Source organism: Enorma shizhengliae (assembly GCF_009676995.1).
Taxonomy (GTDB): domain Bacteria; phylum Actinomycetota; class Coriobacteriia; order Coriobacteriales; family Coriobacteriaceae; genus Enorma; species Enorma massiliensis.
In genome coordinates this window covers 102,528-120,813 of sequence record NZ_VTFZ01000003.1, presented here as the reverse complement: position 1 = coordinate 120,813, position 18,286 = coordinate 102,528, and the positions used below count along the sequence as shown (strand labels likewise).

Annotated in this window: 16 protein-coding genes; 12 read left to right on the top strand and 4 right to left on the bottom strand. The window is 51.6% G+C overall.

The features are described from left to right. Positions 1–101: 101 nt before the first annotated feature. The 4 genes from GJE22_RS04185 (at position 102) to GJE22_RS04170 (ending at position 2,876) form a co-directional block, all read left to right on the top strand. Positions 102–950 carry an NAD-dependent epimerase/dehydratase family protein gene (locus GJE22_RS04185; RefSeq protein ID WP_144688092.1) on the top strand — a complete coding sequence of 283 codons (849 nt, stop codon included), beginning with the start codon at positions 102–104 and terminating at the stop codon, positions 948–950. Between the two features lies 1 nt (position 951). Beyond that, entirely contained in the window at positions 952–1,773 is an 822-nt protein-coding gene (locus GJE22_RS04180) for a glycosyltransferase (RefSeq protein ID WP_144688093.1), read from the top strand. Positions 1,774–1,839: 66 nt separating this feature from the next. After that, on the top strand, positions 1,840–2,532 hold the full coding sequence (locus GJE22_RS04175; protein WP_144688094.1) for a glycosyltransferase family 2 protein: 693 nt from the start codon (positions 1,840–1,842) through the stop codon (positions 2,530–2,532). Between the two features lie 5 nt (positions 2,533–2,537). Beyond that, on the top strand, positions 2,538–2,876 hold the full coding sequence (locus GJE22_RS04170; protein WP_144688095.1) for a DUF2304 domain-containing protein: 339 nt from the start codon (positions 2,538–2,540) through the stop codon (positions 2,874–2,876). Positions 2,877–3,086: 210 nt separating this feature from the next. On the opposite strand, the gene GJE22_RS04165 is transcribed toward GJE22_RS04170, so the two are convergent. Further along, on the bottom strand, positions 3,087–5,057 hold the full coding sequence (locus GJE22_RS04165; RefSeq protein WP_186297406.1) for a DUF2142 domain-containing protein: 1,971 nt from the start codon (positions 5,055–5,057) through the stop codon (positions 3,087–3,089). Between the two features lie 409 nt (positions 5,058–5,466). Between GJE22_RS04165 and GJE22_RS04160 the strand changes: the two genes are divergently transcribed. Continuing rightward, positions 5,467–8,454 (top strand): rhamnosyltransferase WsaF family glycosyltransferase, encoded by a 2,988-nt coding sequence (locus tag GJE22_RS04160; protein ID WP_144688097.1) that lies wholly within the window; start codon positions 5,467–5,469, stop codon positions 8,452–8,454. A 123-nt stretch (positions 8,455–8,577) separates the two neighbouring features. On the opposite strand, the gene GJE22_RS04155 is transcribed toward GJE22_RS04160, so the two are convergent. Continuing rightward, positions 8,578–10,221, bottom strand: coding sequence for a rhamnosyltransferase WsaF family glycosyltransferase (locus GJE22_RS04155; RefSeq protein ID WP_144688098.1), 1,644 nt, complete (start codon positions 10,219–10,221; stop codon positions 8,578–8,580). A 168-nt stretch (positions 10,222–10,389) separates the two neighbouring features. Between GJE22_RS04155 and GJE22_RS04150 the strand changes: the two genes are divergently transcribed. Then, positions 10,390–11,433, top strand: coding sequence for a polysaccharide pyruvyl transferase family protein (locus GJE22_RS04150; RefSeq protein ID WP_144688099.1), 1,044 nt, complete (start codon positions 10,390–10,392; stop codon positions 11,431–11,433). A 114-nt stretch (positions 11,434–11,547) separates the two neighbouring features. Here the strand turns inward: GJE22_RS04150 and GJE22_RS10165 are convergent, their stop codons facing one another. Continuing rightward, the gene (locus tag GJE22_RS10165) at positions 11,548–11,670 is read right to left on the bottom strand and encodes a hypothetical protein (protein WP_268878517.1); all 123 of its coding nucleotides are present in this window, start codon (positions 11,668–11,670) and stop codon (positions 11,548–11,550) included. Continuing rightward, a complete protein-coding gene (locus tag GJE22_RS04145; RefSeq protein WP_144688100.1) occupies positions 11,658–12,689 on the bottom strand; it encodes a hypothetical protein in 1,032 nt (343 codons plus the stop codon). The genes GJE22_RS10165 and GJE22_RS04145 overlap by 13 nt, the downstream gene beginning before the upstream one ends. Before the next feature lie 178 nt (positions 12,690–12,867). Between GJE22_RS04145 and GJE22_RS04140 the strand changes: the two genes are divergently transcribed. From GJE22_RS04140 to GJE22_RS04115, 6 genes are all read left to right on the top strand, one after another. After that, complete coding sequence (locus GJE22_RS04140) at positions 12,868–13,998, top strand: ATP-binding protein (RefSeq protein WP_144688101.1); 1,131 nt, start codon at positions 12,868–12,870, stop codon at positions 13,996–13,998. A 109-nt stretch (positions 13,999–14,107) separates the two neighbouring features. Further along, the gene (gene rfbA / locus GJE22_RS04135; RefSeq protein ID WP_144688102.1) at positions 14,108–15,004 is read left to right on the top strand and encodes a glucose-1-phosphate thymidylyltransferase RfbA; all 897 of its coding nucleotides are present in this window, start codon (positions 14,108–14,110) and stop codon (positions 15,002–15,004) included. A gap of 49 nt (positions 15,005–15,053) precedes the next feature. Next, positions 15,054–15,323 carry a type II toxin-antitoxin system prevent-host-death family antitoxin gene (locus GJE22_RS04130; RefSeq protein ID WP_087185708.1) on the top strand — a complete coding sequence of 90 codons (270 nt, stop codon included), beginning with the start codon at positions 15,054–15,056 and terminating at the stop codon, positions 15,321–15,323. Further along, entirely contained in the window at positions 15,313–15,636 is a 324-nt protein-coding gene (locus GJE22_RS04125) for a type II toxin-antitoxin system RelE/ParE family toxin (protein WP_144688103.1), read from the top strand. The genes GJE22_RS04130 and GJE22_RS04125 overlap by 11 nt, the downstream gene beginning before the upstream one ends. A 12-nt stretch (positions 15,637–15,648) precedes the next feature. Next, entirely contained in the window at positions 15,649–16,671 is a 1,023-nt protein-coding gene (gene rfbB / locus GJE22_RS04120) for a dTDP-glucose 4,6-dehydratase (RefSeq protein ID WP_144688104.1), read from the top strand. Positions 16,672–16,799: 128 nt separating this feature from the next. Beyond that, positions 16,800–18,266, top strand: coding sequence for a sugar nucleotide-binding protein (locus GJE22_RS04115; RefSeq protein WP_144688105.1), 1,467 nt, complete (start codon positions 16,800–16,802; stop codon positions 18,264–18,266). Positions 18,267–18,286: the final 20 nt, after the last annotated feature.

Here is an 18,286-nt window from a genome sequence, read left to right as displayed (position 1 = left end):
GACTTCCCGCTTTTGTGTTTGTTTGTTTTTGCAATCACCTGAGGTGCCAGACGGTGATATTACGATACGATTTACAGAGTAAAATGGGCAGGAGGTTATAGGTGAAAAATATATTGGTAACCGGGGCCTTTGGTTATATTGGTTCGCATGTGGTTCGAGTTCTCGCGCAGGAAGCCGGGGTAACCCTGTATGCGCTCGATACCCAAATAGATAATGATCGCAAGCTGTCTAATGTGAACTATATCGTGGGCAGTTTCGCTGATGCTGGCTCTTGGTTGCATAGCCTTCCGTGCGTGCCTGACGTATGCCTGCACTTGGCTTGGAGGAATGGGTTTTTCCACAACCATCCATCCCATATGATTGATTTATCATCGCACTTTGCATTTTTGAAGCTCCTTATGGATGAGGGAGTTCCGCACATTGCAGTCATGGGAAGTATGCATGAGGTGGGATACTGGGAGGGCCCAATTACGGATGGTACTCCATGTGCCCCCCAGAGCCTTTACGGGATTGCTAAAAACTCGTTGAGGGAGGCTTTTCTGCTTCTTGCTGACGAAATGAACGTTAAGGCTCAATGGCTTCGGGGCTTTTATATAACAGGAGATGATTTTGGATCTCAGTCTGTGTTCGGAAAGCTTCTGCGTGCTGATGCTGCCGGTCAGGAGACGTTTCCATTCACTTCAGGTAAGAACAAATACGACTTTCTCGATGTAAAAGAGCTGGCCAAGCAGATTGTTGCGTCGATTTTACAAGATGACGTATTGGGAATAATTAACTGCTGTTCTGGGACACCGATGTCGCTTGGTGAGCGAATGGAACGCTTCATCGCTGATAATCATCTGCGCATCTCACTAGAGTATGGAGCGTATCCTGATAGGCCGTATGATTCTCCGGGTGTATGGGGAGACAATACTAAGATTCTTCAGATTATGGTTAAGGCAAATTGGTAACATGAATTCTACAGCTGCAGGTTATTCTGCTTCAGACCACACATTTGTTGTCTGTGCGTATAAGGAAAATCATTATCTGGAAGAGACGATTTCGTCTCTAGAGCGGCAGTCGACTAAAAGCTCCATATTGGTGTCAACGTCGACTCCCAATGAGTATATTCGCGCCATATGCAATAAGCATCAGATCGAGATGGTGGTCAATCCATCGCCTCATTATGCTGGCGATGACTGGAATTACGGATATAACTGTGCAAACACGCCACTCGTTACCATTGTTCACCAAGATGATAATTATGAGTCAACCTATTTGGAGGAGATTCTTTCTGCATTTAATGCGTATCCACTACGGGACGTTTTGATTGCGTTCTCAGATTATTATGAGATAAGAAACGACCGCCCTGTGCAATCTAATCTGATGTTACGTGTAAAGCGAGTAATGAATCATCCTTTTCGGCTATCTAGTCTCAATAAATTGTCTTTTATAAAGAAGAGCGTACTCAGATTCGGATGTCCTATCTGTTGCCCAGCCGTCACGCTTAATAAAGAACTGCTTGGCGACTCGGTGTTCGATACGACCTTGAAAGATAGCTGCGACTATAAAACATGGGTTAATCTCGCTTCTTGTAGCGGGCGTTTTGTTTACATCAAGGAGCGCCTCGTTGGTCATAGAATATATCTTGGATCCGCTACGTCTAGGAATTTAGAGGACGATATACGGACTGCAGAAACTCTTTCGATTCTGGAAATGCTCTGGCCAAGGTCAATCGCTCGATTGGTGAACCGTGTTTATTCGGCGAGTGAGAAGCTGAACACAGTAAATTGATTGTTGTAGATTCGGCTGGAAGAGACTTGTAGCTGAAGCACGAAGGGAATAGAGGGAAGAAGTATTTTGAGCGGTAATAGCAGTTTATTGGCAATTATTCCTGCATATAACGAGGAAGGCTCTCTTGAGGCGACGGTTCAGGAGCTGATTGAGAGAACAGAAAACGTTGATTTTGTTGTTGTTAATGATGGTTCAACTGACGGAACGCGTGAGATTTGCATAAAAAACGGTTATTGCTTTATTGATTTGCCCGTTAATCTTGGACTAACTCAAGGTTTTCGAACTGGCATGAAGTATGCCCTGAGGCACAACTATAAATATGTTGTTCAGTTTGATGCTGACGGGCAGCATCGACCAGAGTATTTGGAAACATTGTTAGAGCGTGCCGTTCAAGACAACTTGGATATTGTTATTGGGTCTCGTTATGTTGAGAAAAAGAAAGAGCACTCAGCTCGTATGATGGGATCCCGTCTTATTACAGCCCTCATTAAGTTGACCACTGGGAATCTTGTGAGGGACCCAACTTCTGGTCTAAGGCTATATAACAGCCGAATGATCAGGGAGTTTGCAGCAAGTAAAGATTTGAGCCCCGAACCGGAGTCGCTTGCATACTTGATTCGCAAGGGGGCGAAGGTTGGTGAGGTGCAGGTTGAGATGAGAGAACGTCAAGCAGGGGAGAGTTACCTCAACTTATCCAAATCCGTAGCATATATGGTTCGAGCCTGCGTTTCGATTCTATTCGTTCAGTGGTTTAGGTGATGGCAATGTCTCTTACTCTCCGCGCTCTATTAATTGCGGCTGCAGCTTTGGTTTTGGTGTTTATTGTCAGGAAGTTGAGAAAGTCTCAACTTCAAGTTCTTGATTCGGTATTCTGGCTGTTGCTAGCGTTTGGGTTTGTGCTAATTGCTGTCTTTCCGCAGATCGCTTACGCCCTTTCTCGTTTATTTGGGTTCGAATCACCCTCGAATTTAGTATTTCTCGCAGTTATTGCACTCATGGTAATGCATGATTTTTCAACGACGGTTAAGCTTGCTCAGCTGCGAGATAAGTTCAATTTGCTTGTTCAAGAGCTTGCATTGAGAGACGATGAATCGTTGCAATAACTTGATGGCATATGCAATGTCTAGGGGCCATCTTTTGCTTTCATCGAATTTAAAGAGAGTGAGATTTGTAGCAAAGGGTGTGTGTATGTCAAAGTTGGTACGGGTTGGTTCTTCACTAACTCGATGATGGGCGAGCCGTATTTCCTATTGCTGAGAACTGTGATTTATGGATTCCGGTGGGGCTTCATAAACCACAGTTCATTGGTCTTCCTATGGAGCGATAACAAGAACCAAATTGCATATTATCGATAATGCACCCACAGTCAAAATCGGAGCATGCCGAATCGAGACGGGTTTAGCCCCTTTGGTATCCGACTTGCTTGTTCTGATAAGAGCGAGCGGCAAAAATAGTACCGGAAGTATATAGCGGGCTTGGCATCCATTAATCCAGTTGAGCCCAACTGGAGTGAATGAAAGATATAAAGATGTGGCGACGAGACCGAGAGTGCAGGCAACGATAAACAGGACCCATGCGATGGCACCAGCGTTAAGTCTAGTTGTCCCCTGTCCATCAAAGAGCGCTGTGACTATTAGTAGGACAAACGGGATTGTTGCAAAACACCTGACCTCCGTGCTAAGGGTGCCCATATAAAAGTAGGATATCGAATACTGATCCGAGTTAATGGGCGAGATGTAGTCGACTAGAAATGCCACGAGCGTCTTTATAAAGTCAATCGGGTGACTTATTATGAACGCAATTTGCTCTCCAGAATTAACATCTGTTCCACCACGTGCGTCTCCTGCTATCGCAGCAGAAGAGAAAAATAGCGGCAATATGAATGTGCTGACAACTAGAACCCCAAAGATTACCACGCCTGCAAAGAAGACTCTGCGGTGGGATGGGGAGGGGAACTTGGACGTTGGGAAAAGGAACAATAGCCCAATGACGGGGAAGTAAACAGCCTTGGGGCAAAGACCGAGCAACATGGGCAAGCAGACGGTGGCAACACCGTCAAGAGTTATCGCTTTATCTGTTTTTGAGAGTTCCCTATAAAGATTTGAGAAGCTTAGCGCCAACATGGAAATCACCCAGGGGTCATATGAATAATTTGAAGCCAAATAGAGGCTGGTTGGCAGCAGCGCTATAACTGTCATAAGTGTCTTTTTGCTCGGAATATTCTTAATTGCAAAATAAAAGACGCCGCAGTATGAAAGAAGGTTTGCCCATCGTCCCAATATAACTATGCCTGTTAGCGGTAGGCCGAGTAAACGACCTAGCCATAGGCCTATTGCTGAGGGAATGTATCCGATAAAGGCAATGTTGAGAAGCGAGGATACGGCGACAGGCGAATAGAAACCATCAAGGGCGTGCAGGTTACCGGTTTCTATAGCCTTCGAATGGCTGGAATCCAATTCGTCAATTACTTTGTCCAAATCATTAAATTGGACGACGCTGTCAATTACCCAAGGAACGTTGGCAAGCTGGATTTCTGAGTCGGAGTATTCGCTTCTTCCAAGATAGGAAAGTCCGAGGCTTCGATCAAAGTGAATTTGATCGTCTGGAGAGATGGCAGTAACTGGGGGAAGGGCAAAACACAAAAAGGTCCCGCTCACCAGAGCTACAGTCAAGAAGATGAGTTCAGGGCGATTCGACCCTTTCTGCTTAAGCATAACTAGAGTTATGACAACAACTAGGATGCAAATTGCTAAGAATAATACCCTATTAACCGATTCTGATAGCCTCCATGGGAAAATGCCCGACAACAGCGCTGCGGCAGCAACGACAACAATAAGAAATGCGGCGATTAATGGCGCTTTGAAATTAGACGATACATTACATTTTGAGATGCTGGCCTGGGAGTAATTGTTTGTTTGCGAGAGGAAGTGAGCGAATGCGTAGGTGCTAACGAAAAAGCACAGCGAAAAGAAAGCGACAAGACGCTTAAGATTCCAACTGGGCAATTGCGGGGGCGAAGAGAGAGGGCTTCCGATCAGAGTCAATCCTTCTAAAACCACTCCAAGCAAAATGGAAATGGCAAGGATCGCGACGAAGATATTGCGGGTTTTAGAGGCTCCATACGTTTGGAAAAGTTGATGGGAGTATAGCCAGTACGTTCTTATTGAAGCGGAATAAAGGAATATAAGCACAAGGGCATAAAAGATTGCCGCGTATATATCATGTGATGCAGCGCAGATTACGATGGCTATAGCCGTCAAAGCGCCAAGCAATATCGCAGCCATGCGTTCTCTCTTCGAAAAACCCTGCAAGGAAAAAGATTTCCAAGAGTGCTGAGACTCGATTACCATAAATACCTCAAGTTCTCGGGAATAATTGAGGCCATTCTAGCAGAGACGGCGGGCGACCGAATGTCTTGCATGCCTCGCGTCGATTAGCTTCAGTTGCAACGTTTACATAATCACCTGGTTCTGAAGCGGGAAACAGGACAGAACGCTTGGCTATGGTATAGAAATGCAAATTAAGTGTTATGCAACTGCCCTCTGCAAATCATTGCTTTTTCGGATGTAGGCCTCATCAATCGACATGAGTTATCCTTTCCCAAAGGAGTTCTGGGGTCTGTTGGTGATGATGCCAAAATCGTCATATAGTTATGGCGTTTGATTTACATTAAGAGCATATTTGGAGTTGTTGATGAGCAAAATCGATACAGCGAAACGCCTTTTAAACCTGGCCTCCAATCAGCCGGGTAGCTTCATAAAGGCCGCTAAGTATGGCGTTAAATATGGGCTGGTGGGATTGCACGATCGTTTCCATCAAGAGCTCGTGCTTAATAATGTCGACGTTCCAGAAGATGCGCCCGAGCCTGGTACGATTGAGGGCGATTTGACGTTCTCAATCGTCATGCCCGTGTATAACGTTGATATTAAATGGCTCAGCAAGGCAGTTGAATCTATTGAGAATCAGTCTTACCGCAATTGGGAGCTGTGCATAGCTGACGATGCCTCCTCTGATCATCGAATAAGGGAGTATCTGCTTTTAAAGCAATCTGACAGAATCAAAGTCACTCTTCTTGATGAGAACCAGGGTATTTCCAAAGCGTCAAACGCCGCAGCCTCTCTCGCTTCCGGTGATTACGTTGTCCTTATGGACAACGATGATATGATCGCACGAAACGCACTTCAGGAGCTCTTTGCTTGCGCATCAGTATCTCATGCGGATGTTATTTATTCCGATAACGATGTGATAAACGAGAACGATCAGCGTGTGGCCGTCTTGCATAAACCTGATTGGTCGCCGGATCTCCTCCTCTCGCAAATGTACGTCGGCCATTTGCTTGCCTTCCGTCGCTCCCTATTCAACGAAGTGGGTGGTTTTCGGTCTGAATATAATGGCAGCCAGGACTATGATTTGCTATTGCGGATGATGCTTAAAACGCAATCTATCCAGCACATTGCTAAAGTGCTGTATTCGTGGCGGGCTATCGAGAGCTCAACGGCGAGCAATCCCGATTCGAAACCGTATGCCCAAATCGCGGGCCAAGCCGCAATTCAAGATTACTTGAACAAGCGGTATGGTTTGGGGGAGTGCCGTGTAGGCGAGACGGAAAACCTGTTCGTCTATGATGTCCGATATCCTATCCCGGAGAAAACCAGAGCGTCCATTATTATTCCGACCAAGGATCATATCGATGACCTGGATGCGGCAATCTCGAGTATTTTCGAGATGACCGATTATTCGAATTTCGAGATTATCATTCTAGACAACAATTCAGTTGATCCGCAATCAAAGCAATACTTTGATGAGATTCAGTCTAAACACGATAATCTACGCGTTATTCCTGCGCATTACCAATTTAATTGGTCGAAGCTCAATAATCACGGGATTCGTGAGGCAACCGGAGACGTATTCGTCTTCTTGAATAACGATGTGACAATCCAGACACGTGATTGGCTTACAAGGCTTGTTGAAAATGCCTTGCGGCCAGAAATTGGAGCGGTTGGTGGGCTCCTGCTCTATCCTGATGGAACAATCCAGCATGCTGGCGTCGTAATTGGAATGGGTGGATGGGCAGATCATGTCTACAAGGGAATGCCGCCGGTTCATAACGGCAACCCCTATATATCGCCTATGGTTTCGCGTAATGTTTCCGCAGTTACCGGTGCCTGTATGGCTCTTTCACGCGATACTATCAACCAGATTGGTGGTTTTGACGAAGAATTCATCGTCTGTGGAAGCGATGTTGAGATTTGTCTTCGCGCGACAAAGTTCGGGATGCGAAACCTATATGATTCTCAGGTTAGATTGACTCACTATGAGTCAAAGACCCGTGATGCCAAAGATATTCCTGAGGTCGATTTTAGACTCTCTAAAGCAATGTATCGCCCTTATCTTGCTTCTGGAGATCCCTACTATAACCGCAATCTCGACTACCTGTCGTGTGAGCCTCGTGTCATTTCTAGAAAAGAGAGAATGGTGCGTGAGGCGCGCGATGATATGTGGGTGGAGCTTTCAGCAATTCGACCCCTTAGCTTCGTTAAAACCACGAGGCCTGTTTCAGCTAGGCTCAACTTATTGATTCCGTCGGTTAATCAAGAAGATGTTTTTGGAGGCATCTCCACTGCGCTCAATTTTTTTGAAAGGATTATCTCTGATACGAATATAGACGCACGGATTATAGTTCTCGACAGTATCCCCCGTTCCGGTGACGTGTCAAAGCGATTTCCAGACTACTCTATTATTGAGCTGGGGAATGATTCGGATTGTCCAAAACAGGTTGTTGCTGCGAGCAAGCGCGAGCGCAGCTCCCTTCCTGTGTCAGCGAATGATTGGTTCATTGCTACCTCTTGGTGGTCGGCTTACTGCTTCCAAGATGAGGCGCTGCGTCAGCAGGGTCTGTGCGATGGCATCAAAACTAACCCCTTGATTTATCTCATTCAGGATTATGAGCCAGGTTTTTATGCGTGGTCGTCAGAATACGTGCTGGCTAAGTCGACTTATCAAAGCGATGTTCCCATTATTGCCGTTTTTAACTCACGAGAGCTTAAAAGCTATTTTGCTGACAATCATATATCTTTCGAGAGAGAGTACGTGTTCGACCCATTTCTTAATAAGAGATTGGCCGAAAAGCTTAGTGAGCATCACGGATTAGTGGCAAAGCGCAAGCAAGTGCTCGTATACGGCAGGCCCGGCACGCCGCGCAATGCCTTTGAGCTTGTTGTCGAGTCCCTGCGTCGTTGGATTAAAACGGATGAAACTGCCAAGCAGTGGGATTTCCTGTCTGCTGGCGAGCAACATCCGCCGGTGCTTCTCGCCGAAGGCCGGTACTTATCTTCCGTAGGTAAATTGAGCCTTGATGATTATGCTGTCCTGCTTTCTGAGTCCTATGCTGGACTCTCGCTGATGGTTTCCCCTCATCCAAGCTATCCGCCTTTGGAGATGGCGGCATTCGGGGTCCAAGTGGTGACTAATCAATACGATTGCAAGGATTTGTCGTACTTTAGCCCTAATATTACTTCCTTGCATCGTGCGACACCTCATGAAGTGTCTTCCGCGCTTCATGACATCTGCTCTGATTTCAAAAGCGAGGCGACGTGTGGAAACGTCTTGAAGAGCTACCTTGAGTGCCCCGATCCGTATCCTTTTATTTCTGAAATCGAGGATCTGATTCTACAAAAATGATCGGGATGCTTGTTTTGTGTCCGGCGCTGACGCGCGGCAGACTGGTTGGGCGGGCTCAATTAGTTTAATCGGCACCGTCGGTCTTTGATCGGCGGTGCCGAATTTGAAAGCAAGCTATGCGGTCTATCTTCTGCGACCGAAGAGGCTTCGTGCCGCGTGACGCATTGCGCCGGAAAGGCTCCGGTGCGGCTGGAGCGTGTCATCCTGCTCCTTTTGCGACGCTCGCTTTCCGTGTTCTAGCTGTGGACAAATTGCTTTCAGGGTGCACTCCATTCGGTTCGAGCTGCCCGCAATTGGTATCCTGCATTCAGTGGGAAAGTCCTCTCTCGATGTTACTGTTACAGGAAGCAAAATCAACGGCTTATCAAATGAGACAAAAAATTCCGGCTCTTTGCTGTCGCTATGTTTGATATAGAAATGAAAGTGAAAAAGAGACGGTTGGCTTTTCATTTCTGAAAGTAGAACGTTGCATTCCCATTTTTCCTCATGAGGGGTCATGTACTCCCAAACAATATCTTTTTGAAGGGGGTCGCTCCAACAGGCTACTCTTATTTCTAGCGGGTGGTCGTTAACTCCTGTAAGTGAGATATGCAGTTGCTTGCTCGGGCATGAGGCGGGTCGGGCCTGGACCGCGGCTTCTTTTATCACTTGCCTTCGCTTGTCTCTTGCAAGGATATTCATTATTTCGTTTGCGTTGGACTCTACATCGCGATTAATTGGCTGATACTCAACATGGGTGGAGGGGGCATCCTCAAGAATTGATTTGCATGCCGATGCAAACTGAATCCCCTCGCATTCAATGTTTCTACTTTGCATATATGCTGGGCCTGCAATCGACATCTCCTTTAGTTGCTGCTTGTCTTTAAGCAAATCAACTATCGTCCCTGCTAGCGAAGCGGCGTTTGGTTTTGTAAGCTTGACTGCCGAAGAAGGCAGATCGAAAAGGTTGTTTGGGAGCAACAAATCTATGACAGGTAGGCCTGATGCCATCATTTCGAAGGGGATACGTGAAGGATTTGATGTACTCATCGAAATACCGCACAAACAAGAGTTGTAAAGCAGGTTGCATTGTTCGATAGGAAGAATCCCTAGGTTAACAAAAGGTGAATTGGCTGGTAGAGCTTGCTCGCTTCCGAAGAGGTAAATAGTAAGCTCCGGACACATGTCTTTAACAATGGCAAGGGCTTCTAGGAGGAGGGTGCTTGCTCTCCTGGGCTTTTCTGGCTGGTAAATTGCGCAAATAGCATAGTTTTTTTCTGAAGTGTCTAGCTGCCGATAAACTGATAGATCAGCACCGAAATCGGTAACAAATGGCTCTTTGTCGCACATCTTTTGGCACTGTCTTGCCAGCCATCTACCAATGGTGATAGGGGTGAGTCCAAGCGAATAGGATTCTTGAGCCTCTAGATATTCCGTACCAACGGGGAAAAACATAGGTTCGTAATCTTGGACGAAATAGGCCTTATGTTTGCAGCTTTGATCAGCGACAAAAGCTGCTGTGTCCCACGCTGTTGCTATGGCGAGGTCGTATGTTTCCGCGAAGTAGACCTCCCCAGAGTAAACGTGATCAGGCTCATAGTCATACCAATCTTTTAGCCATTCTCTTATCTGGTTCTCGTCTGCAGGCCTGTTTAAATTCGGGATGAAGTAGAAGTCGGACGTACAGCCGCAACGCTCAAGTGCGCGTGCATTCTGAATGATTGTTCTGAAGCCCCCTGCTCCTTTTGATGGCAGCGGAGTGCACCAGGCGATTCTCTTCCCTTCCATTTCAACCTCTCAAGCGTCATGGTCTTTTCACGTCCGGCTATTCGTAGACCCCTCTAACAAATATCATATCGAAGTCGGTGCTTTACGGCTCGGGTCGCATTGAGGCATGTCCTTAGGGTTAAGTTTAGCTTGCCGACCGTAGATGGAGATTCGACTTTTAGGGGCAGAATGGAACGGGACGGAATATCAAGATGGCATAGGGTTCTCAGCGCCCGAATGCGCCGAAGGCGTGCGGAGTATGCTTCTGCCGCTGATGTTGTGCTGCTTGACACTGCTCTTGGCAGTGAGAACAGCGGTGACCAGATTATCATGCAAGCCTGCGATTCCGTGTGCTTTTCCCTCTGGGGAGGGGTAGGGCTCAAACGAATCCCCACTCACTATTACGTGGAGGAAAGCGAGCGCCTGGCGGACAAGGTCAAGATTCTTTGCGGAACAAATATCATTTGGAAAAATATGGAAGAACAGGTCCAATGGGCGCTTCCGAATGATCTGCACAGTTATCAGAACGTTTGCCTGCTCGGGACAGGACTGTCTGATGTGGGCATTGAACAAGAGTCGTCTCTGTATACCAAGCTGCTTTACCATACGTTGCTTTCTCAAAACATGCTGCACTCTGTTCGTGACGAACGGGCAAAACAATATCTGAACAGCATCGGTTTCAATAATGTTGTCAATACTGCATGTCCAACCATGTGGAGCCTTACGCCCGAGCTGCTATCACAGATACCAAAGAAGAAGGGGAGACGGGTCCTGACATCTATTACCGATTACTGCTTCTCTCCAGAAGAAGACTTGGAAATGTTGAAGATTCTTCAACAAGAATATGAACACGTTACGATCTGGGTGCAGGGCAGTCATGACATTGACTGGTGCTTGAGTCAAATTGTTGATTTGAATGAATTCGAACTCATCGGACCGAGTATTCGTGATCTTGACGCTGTGCTTGCTGACCCTGATCTTGACTACGTTGGCACGCGACTTCACGCTGGTATTCGCTGTTTGAACAAAGCGCATAGGACGCTTGTTATTACGGTGGACAACCGGGCTCGTCAGATTGGTGCCGATACCAATCTTCCGGTGCTCGAACGCTCAAAGATTCATTCTGGTGCGCTTGAGCAGTGGATTAATTCTCCCCAGGAAACGCACATCGATTTACCCCTTGACGCAATTGAAGAATGGAAATCTCAGTTTTCACTTTCGAAGAACTCATAGTTTTTAGAGGGGGCCTTATCGCTGTGCGCAATTGAGGAACGTCTACTGGTCGCCCGCGAATCCGCTGCCTCCTCTGACATCGGTCAGCACGATAATGTCGAGGCCTTTCGTCATTCAGAATGAATCGCCCACCGCATCGAATAGGATGCTGCATGCTCCGCCTCCGATGAGGACGTATTCGTCGTTATGGCTGGCCATGGCGTCCCTAAACGCCTCGATTCCGTTTACTGTTGGCATAGCTGCTCCCTCAATTGATCGATTGCATCGTGTATGCGTGGGTCATCGTGCTCATCATTGATAAGTTCTGCGTAGAGTGAAAAGGGGTCAACGCACGCGAGCCCCGTTGCGGCGGTGCTTCGATCCGATGTGGCATCGAGGGGGTACGTCCATTCTTCGATGACGAACGCAGGCTCTTCATTCCAGGCGACTTCTTTCCACACGCTTCCCATCTTTGCTTGTAGCGAAGCTGCGCCTTCTTGGTCAATCATGATCATTATCTGCGACGTGTCATGCGCCAAATCAGAGAAAAACGGCAGTGCGCTCATTCCGGTGAACTTTGGTTGCAGGGCCTGCAGCTCATCGATGGTGGTCGGATGCGAAAGCCGAATTACCCTTTTAATGGGGGATTTGAGATAAGGCTCAAACATGTCGAGTAGCTCGTCTTTTGAATATCCAGGGTTTCCGAGCGCGCGGACTCGCCATGAGGCTTTCAAGAGAGAAGGGCAGATCGCTTCAATCTCCTTGAGATACTTGGTAACGCTTGCTCTGCTCTTGTTGGTAAGTTCAGCGAGCTCCGATGCGGAATGGCCATCCCACCTACCTGCGATGAGATTGAGAACGATTCGCTGCGCCTGCGGTGAGAGGGGTTCCGGTTTGCGTCGCGTTGCGGCTGGGGTTTGCTGTATCTTAAGAAAAGGCAGGTAAGCGTTTCCATCCTCAGAGGCAAACGATATGCCCTCCTTGTAGTATGCGTTTCGAAGGCCGGAGTCAATGGATTCGAGGCAAATGACGACAGGCTTGGGATCAATGGCACCTATTGCTGCCACGAGGTTTCTCGAACTAATGAGGGAGGGGTAATCCGTCGCTATGGCAGCGATGAAGGCATTCTCTTTCTCATCGCCGAGCCATGCGTCTCTGAGGTAAAAGTTCTCCGATGCAATGCGCGGTATTTTTGCCACAATGAACGAGGGGTCTCCTAGTTCAATAGTATCCCCGAAAACCTCGATTGTAATGTCGGCCATCATCTTAGTGTCCACGGACCACCTCCATCGTTTCACTCTCATTATACGTAGAACATAAAATGAAAGTAAAATGATTTCGGGAAAAGCGTGGAGGTAAATAGATCGCTTAGAACTGGGGGTTGCAACGCTGCTGCACCGAATCATGCAAACACTTTATATTGAACGAAAGGCTCTAAGGAAAGGCGGGTTACCAATGGCCGTGACATCGGAGCGACGTTATCCCGCGGGGATTCAAACGTTCAGCGAGATTCGCGAGCAGTCGTATGTGTATATCGACAAGTCCGCCTTCGTCTACCGCCTTGCTCACGAAAGCGGGGAGGCCTTCTTTTTGAGCCGTCCCCGTCGGTTTGGTAAGTCGCTACTCGTCTCTACCATGCAGTCGTACTTCGAGGGGCGAAAGGAGCTGTTCGAAGGCCTCGAGGTCGCCGCGCTTGAAAGCGATTGGGTTTCGTATCCGGTGTTTCGTATCGACCTGAGCACTATCAAGACAAAGAGCGTTGATGAGCTGAGAGCCGGCCTCTCGGAGGCTCTGCAGCGTCTGGAGCGACGGTTTGGCACCGATGGAGCGACCACACTCGGCGGCCGCCTGCATTCGCTCATCGAGCGCGCCCACGAACAGAGTGGCTGCCGTGTTGTCGTGCTCGTCGATGAATACGACGCCCCTTTGCTCAACGTTATCGATGAGCCTCATTTACTCGAGCCGGTTCGAGAGGTCATGCGCGAGTTTTTCATGCCGCTCAAGGCGTGCGACGAGCACCTGCGATTTGTGTTTCTTACCGGCATAACGAAGTTTAGCCAGCTGGGCATATTCAGCGAACTTAATAACTTGCGTGATATAAGCAGGGAGCCCGCCTATGCGGCGTTGTGCGGCATAACGCAGGACGAGTTGATGGGCGAGATGCAGCAAGACATTGCGTTGCTGGCAGAGCGGATGGGGGAGCAAACCAATTCTGTTGCGGTTCGACTCAAAGACCATTACGACGGATACCATTTCTGCGAACCCTCGCCCGACATCTACAATCCGTTCAGTCTGCTCTATGCGTTTGCACAAGGGGAAATTGGGTCGTATTGGTATGCCTCCGGCACCCCGACGTTTTTGCTCCAGCTTATCTCTTCGCAAGGCTGGCAGCTTGCCGACTTGCAGGAGCGAGATGTCCTTGCCTCTGAATTCGACGTCCCTATAGAGGCAGCGTCCTCTCCATTGGCGATTTTGTACCAGACCGGGTACGTGACGATTAAGGCGTATGATCGTGAAAGTCGGGTTTATACGCTTGGCATACCGAACCGTGAGGTGAGTCATAGGTTGTCCGAGAGTCTCCGCTGATGGCTGGATTATCGAGGAAGCCTGATTTATTGCATACGGAGTGAACGGGTGGGCGCGATGCGGCTATGATTAGAGCAGTTTTCGTGGCTTCTCGAACGAAAGGCTTCGCATGAAAGGCATCATCCTCGCCGGCGGCTCGGGCACGCGCCTGTACCCGCTCACGCTCGTGACCAGCAAGCAGCTGCTGCCGGTCTACGACAAGCCCATGATCTACTACCCGCTCTCTGTCCTCATGATGGCGGGCATCCGCGACATCCTTATCATCTCGACGCCGACGGACCTGCCCAACTTCCAACGCCTGCTGCGCGACGGTTCCGACTTCGGCATCTCGCTCTCCTATGCCGAGCAGCCCTCGCCGGACGGTCTCGCCCAGGCCTTCCTCATCGGCGAGGACTTCATCGCGGGTGAGCCCTGCGCCCTCGTGCTCGGCGACAACATCTTCTTCGGCAACGGCCTCAGCAGGCACCTTCGCCGCGCCGTCGCGAACGCGGGGAAGGGCCTCGCCACCGTCTTCGGCTACCACGTGGACGACCCCGAGCGCTTCGGCGTCGTGGAGTTCGATTCGGACGGCCGCGCGGTCTCCATCGAGGAGAAGCCGGAGAGCCCCAAGTCAAGCTACGCCGTCACCGGCCTCTACTTCTACCCGGGCGACGTTGCCGAGCGCGCCAAGCGGGTCACGCCCTCCGCGCGCGGCGAGCTCGAGATCACCGACCTCAACCGGATGTACCTCGAGGACGGCTCGCTCAGCGTCGTGACCCTCGGGCGAGGCTACGCCTGGCTCGATACCGGCACCATGGAGTCGCTCTACGAAGCCGGCGAGTTCGTGCGCGCCGTGGAGCGCGCTCAGGACACGCCCGTCTCCATCCTCGAGGAGATCGCCTACGAGAACGGCTGGATCGACCGCGACACGCTCGTGGCCTGTGCGGAGCGCTACGGCAAGAGCGTCTACGGCGCGCATCTGCGCAAGGTGGCCGACGGGGCGTACGTCAAGCAGTCACTCAAATAGCTTTTCGTCGAGCGTGGTACAATAAGGCCACAATGACGAGGAGGTTCCTATGGCTACCTGCGTTCCCGTACGCGACATGAAGGATACGGCAAAGTTCAGCGAGACCGTCCGCAACGCGGACGGTCCCGTAACCGTTACGAAGAACGGCCGAGACGAGTTCGTGGTCATGACGAGTGATGCCTACGAGGGCATCAAGCAGGAGCTGGCCCGTATGAAGTTATACGATATTGTTTTCCAGGCAGAGCGAGAACTGGCTGAGGGTAAGTATAGCGATTACGATACATTCTCTCGTGAACTCAGGGAGAAGTATGGCCTATAAGCTCGAGATATTGGAATCTGCTCGACGCGATGAAGAAGACATCGTACGCTATCTTGCTCGCGACGCGGGCTCGCCGGCAGCTGCTTTGAAGTTCATGGACGAACTTGACGCGCGAGCGCATAGCATCCAGCTGTTTCCATTCTCACGGCCACTCTGTCCCGATACCAGTTTGGCTGAGGCGGGCTATGGGTCTTTTGCCATCATGAGCTATGTGGTTCTATATCTGGTGAAGGAAGATACGGTGTACATCGTTTGCATATTCCATCAGCGTCAGGATTATGCTGGCTACGTTTATGTAGATGAAAGTAACTAACAGGGGAGAATCATGTCTGAGGATACCTTCGAGCCCAAGAACATCATCGTCACCGGCGGCTGCGGCTTCATCGGCAGCAACTTCGTGCACCACGTCGTCAACAGCCACCCCGGTGTGCACGTGACCGTGCTCGACAAGCTCACCTACGCCGGCAACCCGGAGAACATCGCTGGGCTGCCCGAGGACCGCGTCGAGCTCGTGGTGGGCGACATCTGCGACCGCGCTCTCCTGGACGAGCTCGTCCCCGGGCACGACGCTATCGTGCACTACGCGGCGGAGAGCCACAACGACAACTCCATCGCGGACCCCGAGCCCTTCCTTCGCACCAACGTCGAGGGCACCTACGCGCTCCTCGAGGCGGCGCGCAAGTACGACGTCCGCTACCACCACGTCTCGACCGACGAGGTCTACGGCGACCTCGCCCTCGACGACCCGGCGCGCTTCACCGAGGAGACCCCGTACCGCCCGAGCAGCCCCTACAGCTCCACGAAGGCGAGCTCCGACCTCCTGGTCCGCGCGTGGCACCGCACCTTCGGCGTGAGGGCGACGATCTCCAACTGCTCGAACAACTACGGCCCGTATCAGCATGTGGAGAAGTTCATTCCGCGCCAGATCACCAACATCATCGACGGGGTGCGCCCGAAGCTCTACGGCGACGGCCTGAACGTCCGTGACTGGATCCACACCGAGGACCACAGCTCGGCCGTCTGGACCATCCTGACCCGCGGTCGCATCGGTGAGACCTACCTGATCGGTGCCGATGGCGAGAAGAACAACATCACCGTCCTTCGCGAGATCCTCAAGGCGTTCGGCCGCGACGAGGACGACTTCGACTGGGTGCGCGACCGCCCCGGCCACGACCGCCGCTACGCGATCGACTCCACCAAGCTCCGCCGCGAGCTCGGCTGGGAGCCGGCCCATACCGACTTCGCCGAGGGCCTCGCCGAGACGATTGCCTGGTACCGCGAGAACGAGGCCTGGTGGCGCCCCGCCAAGGAGGCCACCGAGGCGAAGTACGCCGCGCAGGGGCAGTAGCCAGTAGGGAAGACATGAGCCCGCTGCGGATGACCCGCCCGCCGCATCGTGGGGATGAGTGCACGGGCGGGTCGCCCGCAGCGGGCTATGCTTGAGCGATGCGTGCCAGCTTATGGAGGTAGAGAGTTATGGCGAATATCGAGTACGAAAAGGTGCTTCGAGCCGAGGAGACGGGCATCGAGGGCCTCAAGGTGCTCGACCTGTCCGTGCATGGCGACAGCCGCGGCTGGTTCAAGGAGAACTGGCAGCGCGAGAAGATGGCGAAGGGCCTGGGGCTCCCGGACCTCCGCTGGGTGCAGAACAACATCAGTTTCAACCTGAGTGCCGGCGCCACGCGCGGCATCCATGCCGAGCCGTGGAACAAGTTCATCTCCGTCGCGACGGGATCGGTCTTCGGCGCGTGGGTTGACCTGCGCGCGGGCAGCCCCACATACGGCCGCGTCTACACCTGCGTGCTGGATCCCTCCAAGGCGATCTTCGTGCCGCGCGGCGTGGGCAACTCCTACCAGGCGCTCGAGGACGGCACCGCCTACACCTACCTGGTGGACGCGCACTGGTCCGCCGAGCTCAAGAAGACCTACACCTTCGTGAACCTCGCCGACCCGGAGCTCGCCATCGAGTGGCCCATCCCGCTCGATGAGTGCGAGATCTCCGAGGCGGACAAGAACCATCCGTACCTCCGCGACGTGGTTCCCATGCAGCCGAAGCGCACCCTCGTGACGGGCGCGAATGGCCAGCTCGGCCGCGCCGTGCGCGCGCTCGCCGAGGAGCGCGGCCTCGCGGCGACCTTCGACTACTGCGACATCGACACCTTCGACATGTCCGACGCGGCGGCTTACGGCCAGTACGACTGGAGCCTCTACGGGACCGTTATCAACTGCGGCGCCTACACGGCGGTCGACCGGGCCGAGACGGACGAGGGGCGTATCGCCTGCTGGAAGGCGAACGCGACGGGCCCCGCGCTCCTCGCGCGGACCTGCTCCGAGCACGGCATCACGCTCGTGCACGTGAGCTCGGACTACGTCTTCGACGGCTCGAGCGACATGCACGCCGAGGATGAGCCCATGAGCCCGCTCGGCGTGTACGGCCAGTCCAAGGCGGCGGGAGACATCGCCGTGGCCGGCTGCCCCGCGCATTACATCCTCCGCTCGAGCTGGGTGATCGGCGACGGCAGGAACTTCGTGAAGACCATGGCGGGGCTCTCCGACCGCGTTGCCGACCCCGAGGACGCGCTGGGGCGCGTCACGGTGGTAGACGACCAGATCGGCCGCCTCACCTTCACGGCGGACATGGCTCGCGCCATCTTCCATCTGCTCGATAGCTCCGCGCCCTATGGCACCTACAACTGCACCGGCTCCGGCGAGCCCGCGAGCTGGGCGGAGGTGGCCCGCCGGGTGTTCGAGCTGCGCAACGGCAACGGTGCCGCCGTGGTACCCGTCTCCACCGAGGAGTACTACGCGAGCGCCAGCAGGCCCATCGCGCCCCGTCCTGTCCACAGCGCGCTCGACCTTGCTAAAATCGAAGCGACGGGCTACGCTGCACCCGCTTGGAACGAGGAGCTCAAGGAGTATATGAGCCTCATTTCAAGCAAGTAAGCATATAGTTTGATGGACGT

Bases quoted from the DNA above. Each gene is read 5' to 3' on its own strand.
- rfbB (WP_144688104.1), top strand. From the start codon at position 15,649: ATGTCTGAGGATACCTTCGAGCCCAAGAACATCATCGTCACCGGCGGC.
- GJE22_RS04125 (WP_144688103.1), top strand. From the start codon at position 15,313: ATGGCCTATAAGCTCGAGATATTGGAATCTGCTCGACGCGATGAAGAA.
- GJE22_RS04150 (WP_144688099.1), top strand. From the start codon at position 10,390: ATGGAACGGGACGGAATATCAAGATGGCATAGGGTTCTCAGCGCCCGA.
- GJE22_RS04160 (WP_144688097.1), top strand. From the start codon at position 5,467: ATGAGCAAAATCGATACAGCGAAACGCCTTTTAAACCTGGCCTCCAAT.
- GJE22_RS04140 (WP_144688101.1), top strand. From the start codon at position 12,868: ATGGCCGTGACATCGGAGCGACGTTATCCCGCGGGGATTCAAACGTTC.
- rfbA (WP_144688102.1), top strand. From the start codon at position 14,108: ATGAAAGGCATCATCCTCGCCGGCGGCTCGGGCACGCGCCTGTACCCG.
- GJE22_RS04170 (WP_144688095.1), top strand. From the start codon at position 2,538: ATGTCTCTTACTCTCCGCGCTCTATTAATTGCGGCTGCAGCTTTGGTT.
- GJE22_RS04130 (WP_087185708.1), top strand. From the start codon at position 15,054: ATGGCTACCTGCGTTCCCGTACGCGACATGAAGGATACGGCAAAGTTC.
- GJE22_RS04180 (WP_144688093.1), top strand. From the start codon at position 952: ATGAATTCTACAGCTGCAGGTTATTCTGCTTCAGACCACACATTTGTT.
- GJE22_RS10165 (WP_268878517.1), bottom strand. From the start codon at position 11,670: ATGCCAACAGTAAACGGAATCGAGGCGTTTAGGGACGCCATGGCCAGC.
- GJE22_RS04165 (WP_186297406.1), bottom strand. From the start codon at position 5,057: ATGGCTGCGATATTGCTTGGCGCTTTGACGGCTATAGCCATCGTAATC.
- GJE22_RS04115 (WP_144688105.1), top strand. From the start codon at position 16,800: ATGGCGAATATCGAGTACGAAAAGGTGCTTCGAGCCGAGGAGACGGGC.
- GJE22_RS04155 (WP_144688098.1), bottom strand. From the start codon at position 10,221: ATGGAAGGGAAGAGAATCGCCTGGTGCACTCCGCTGCCATCAAAAGGA.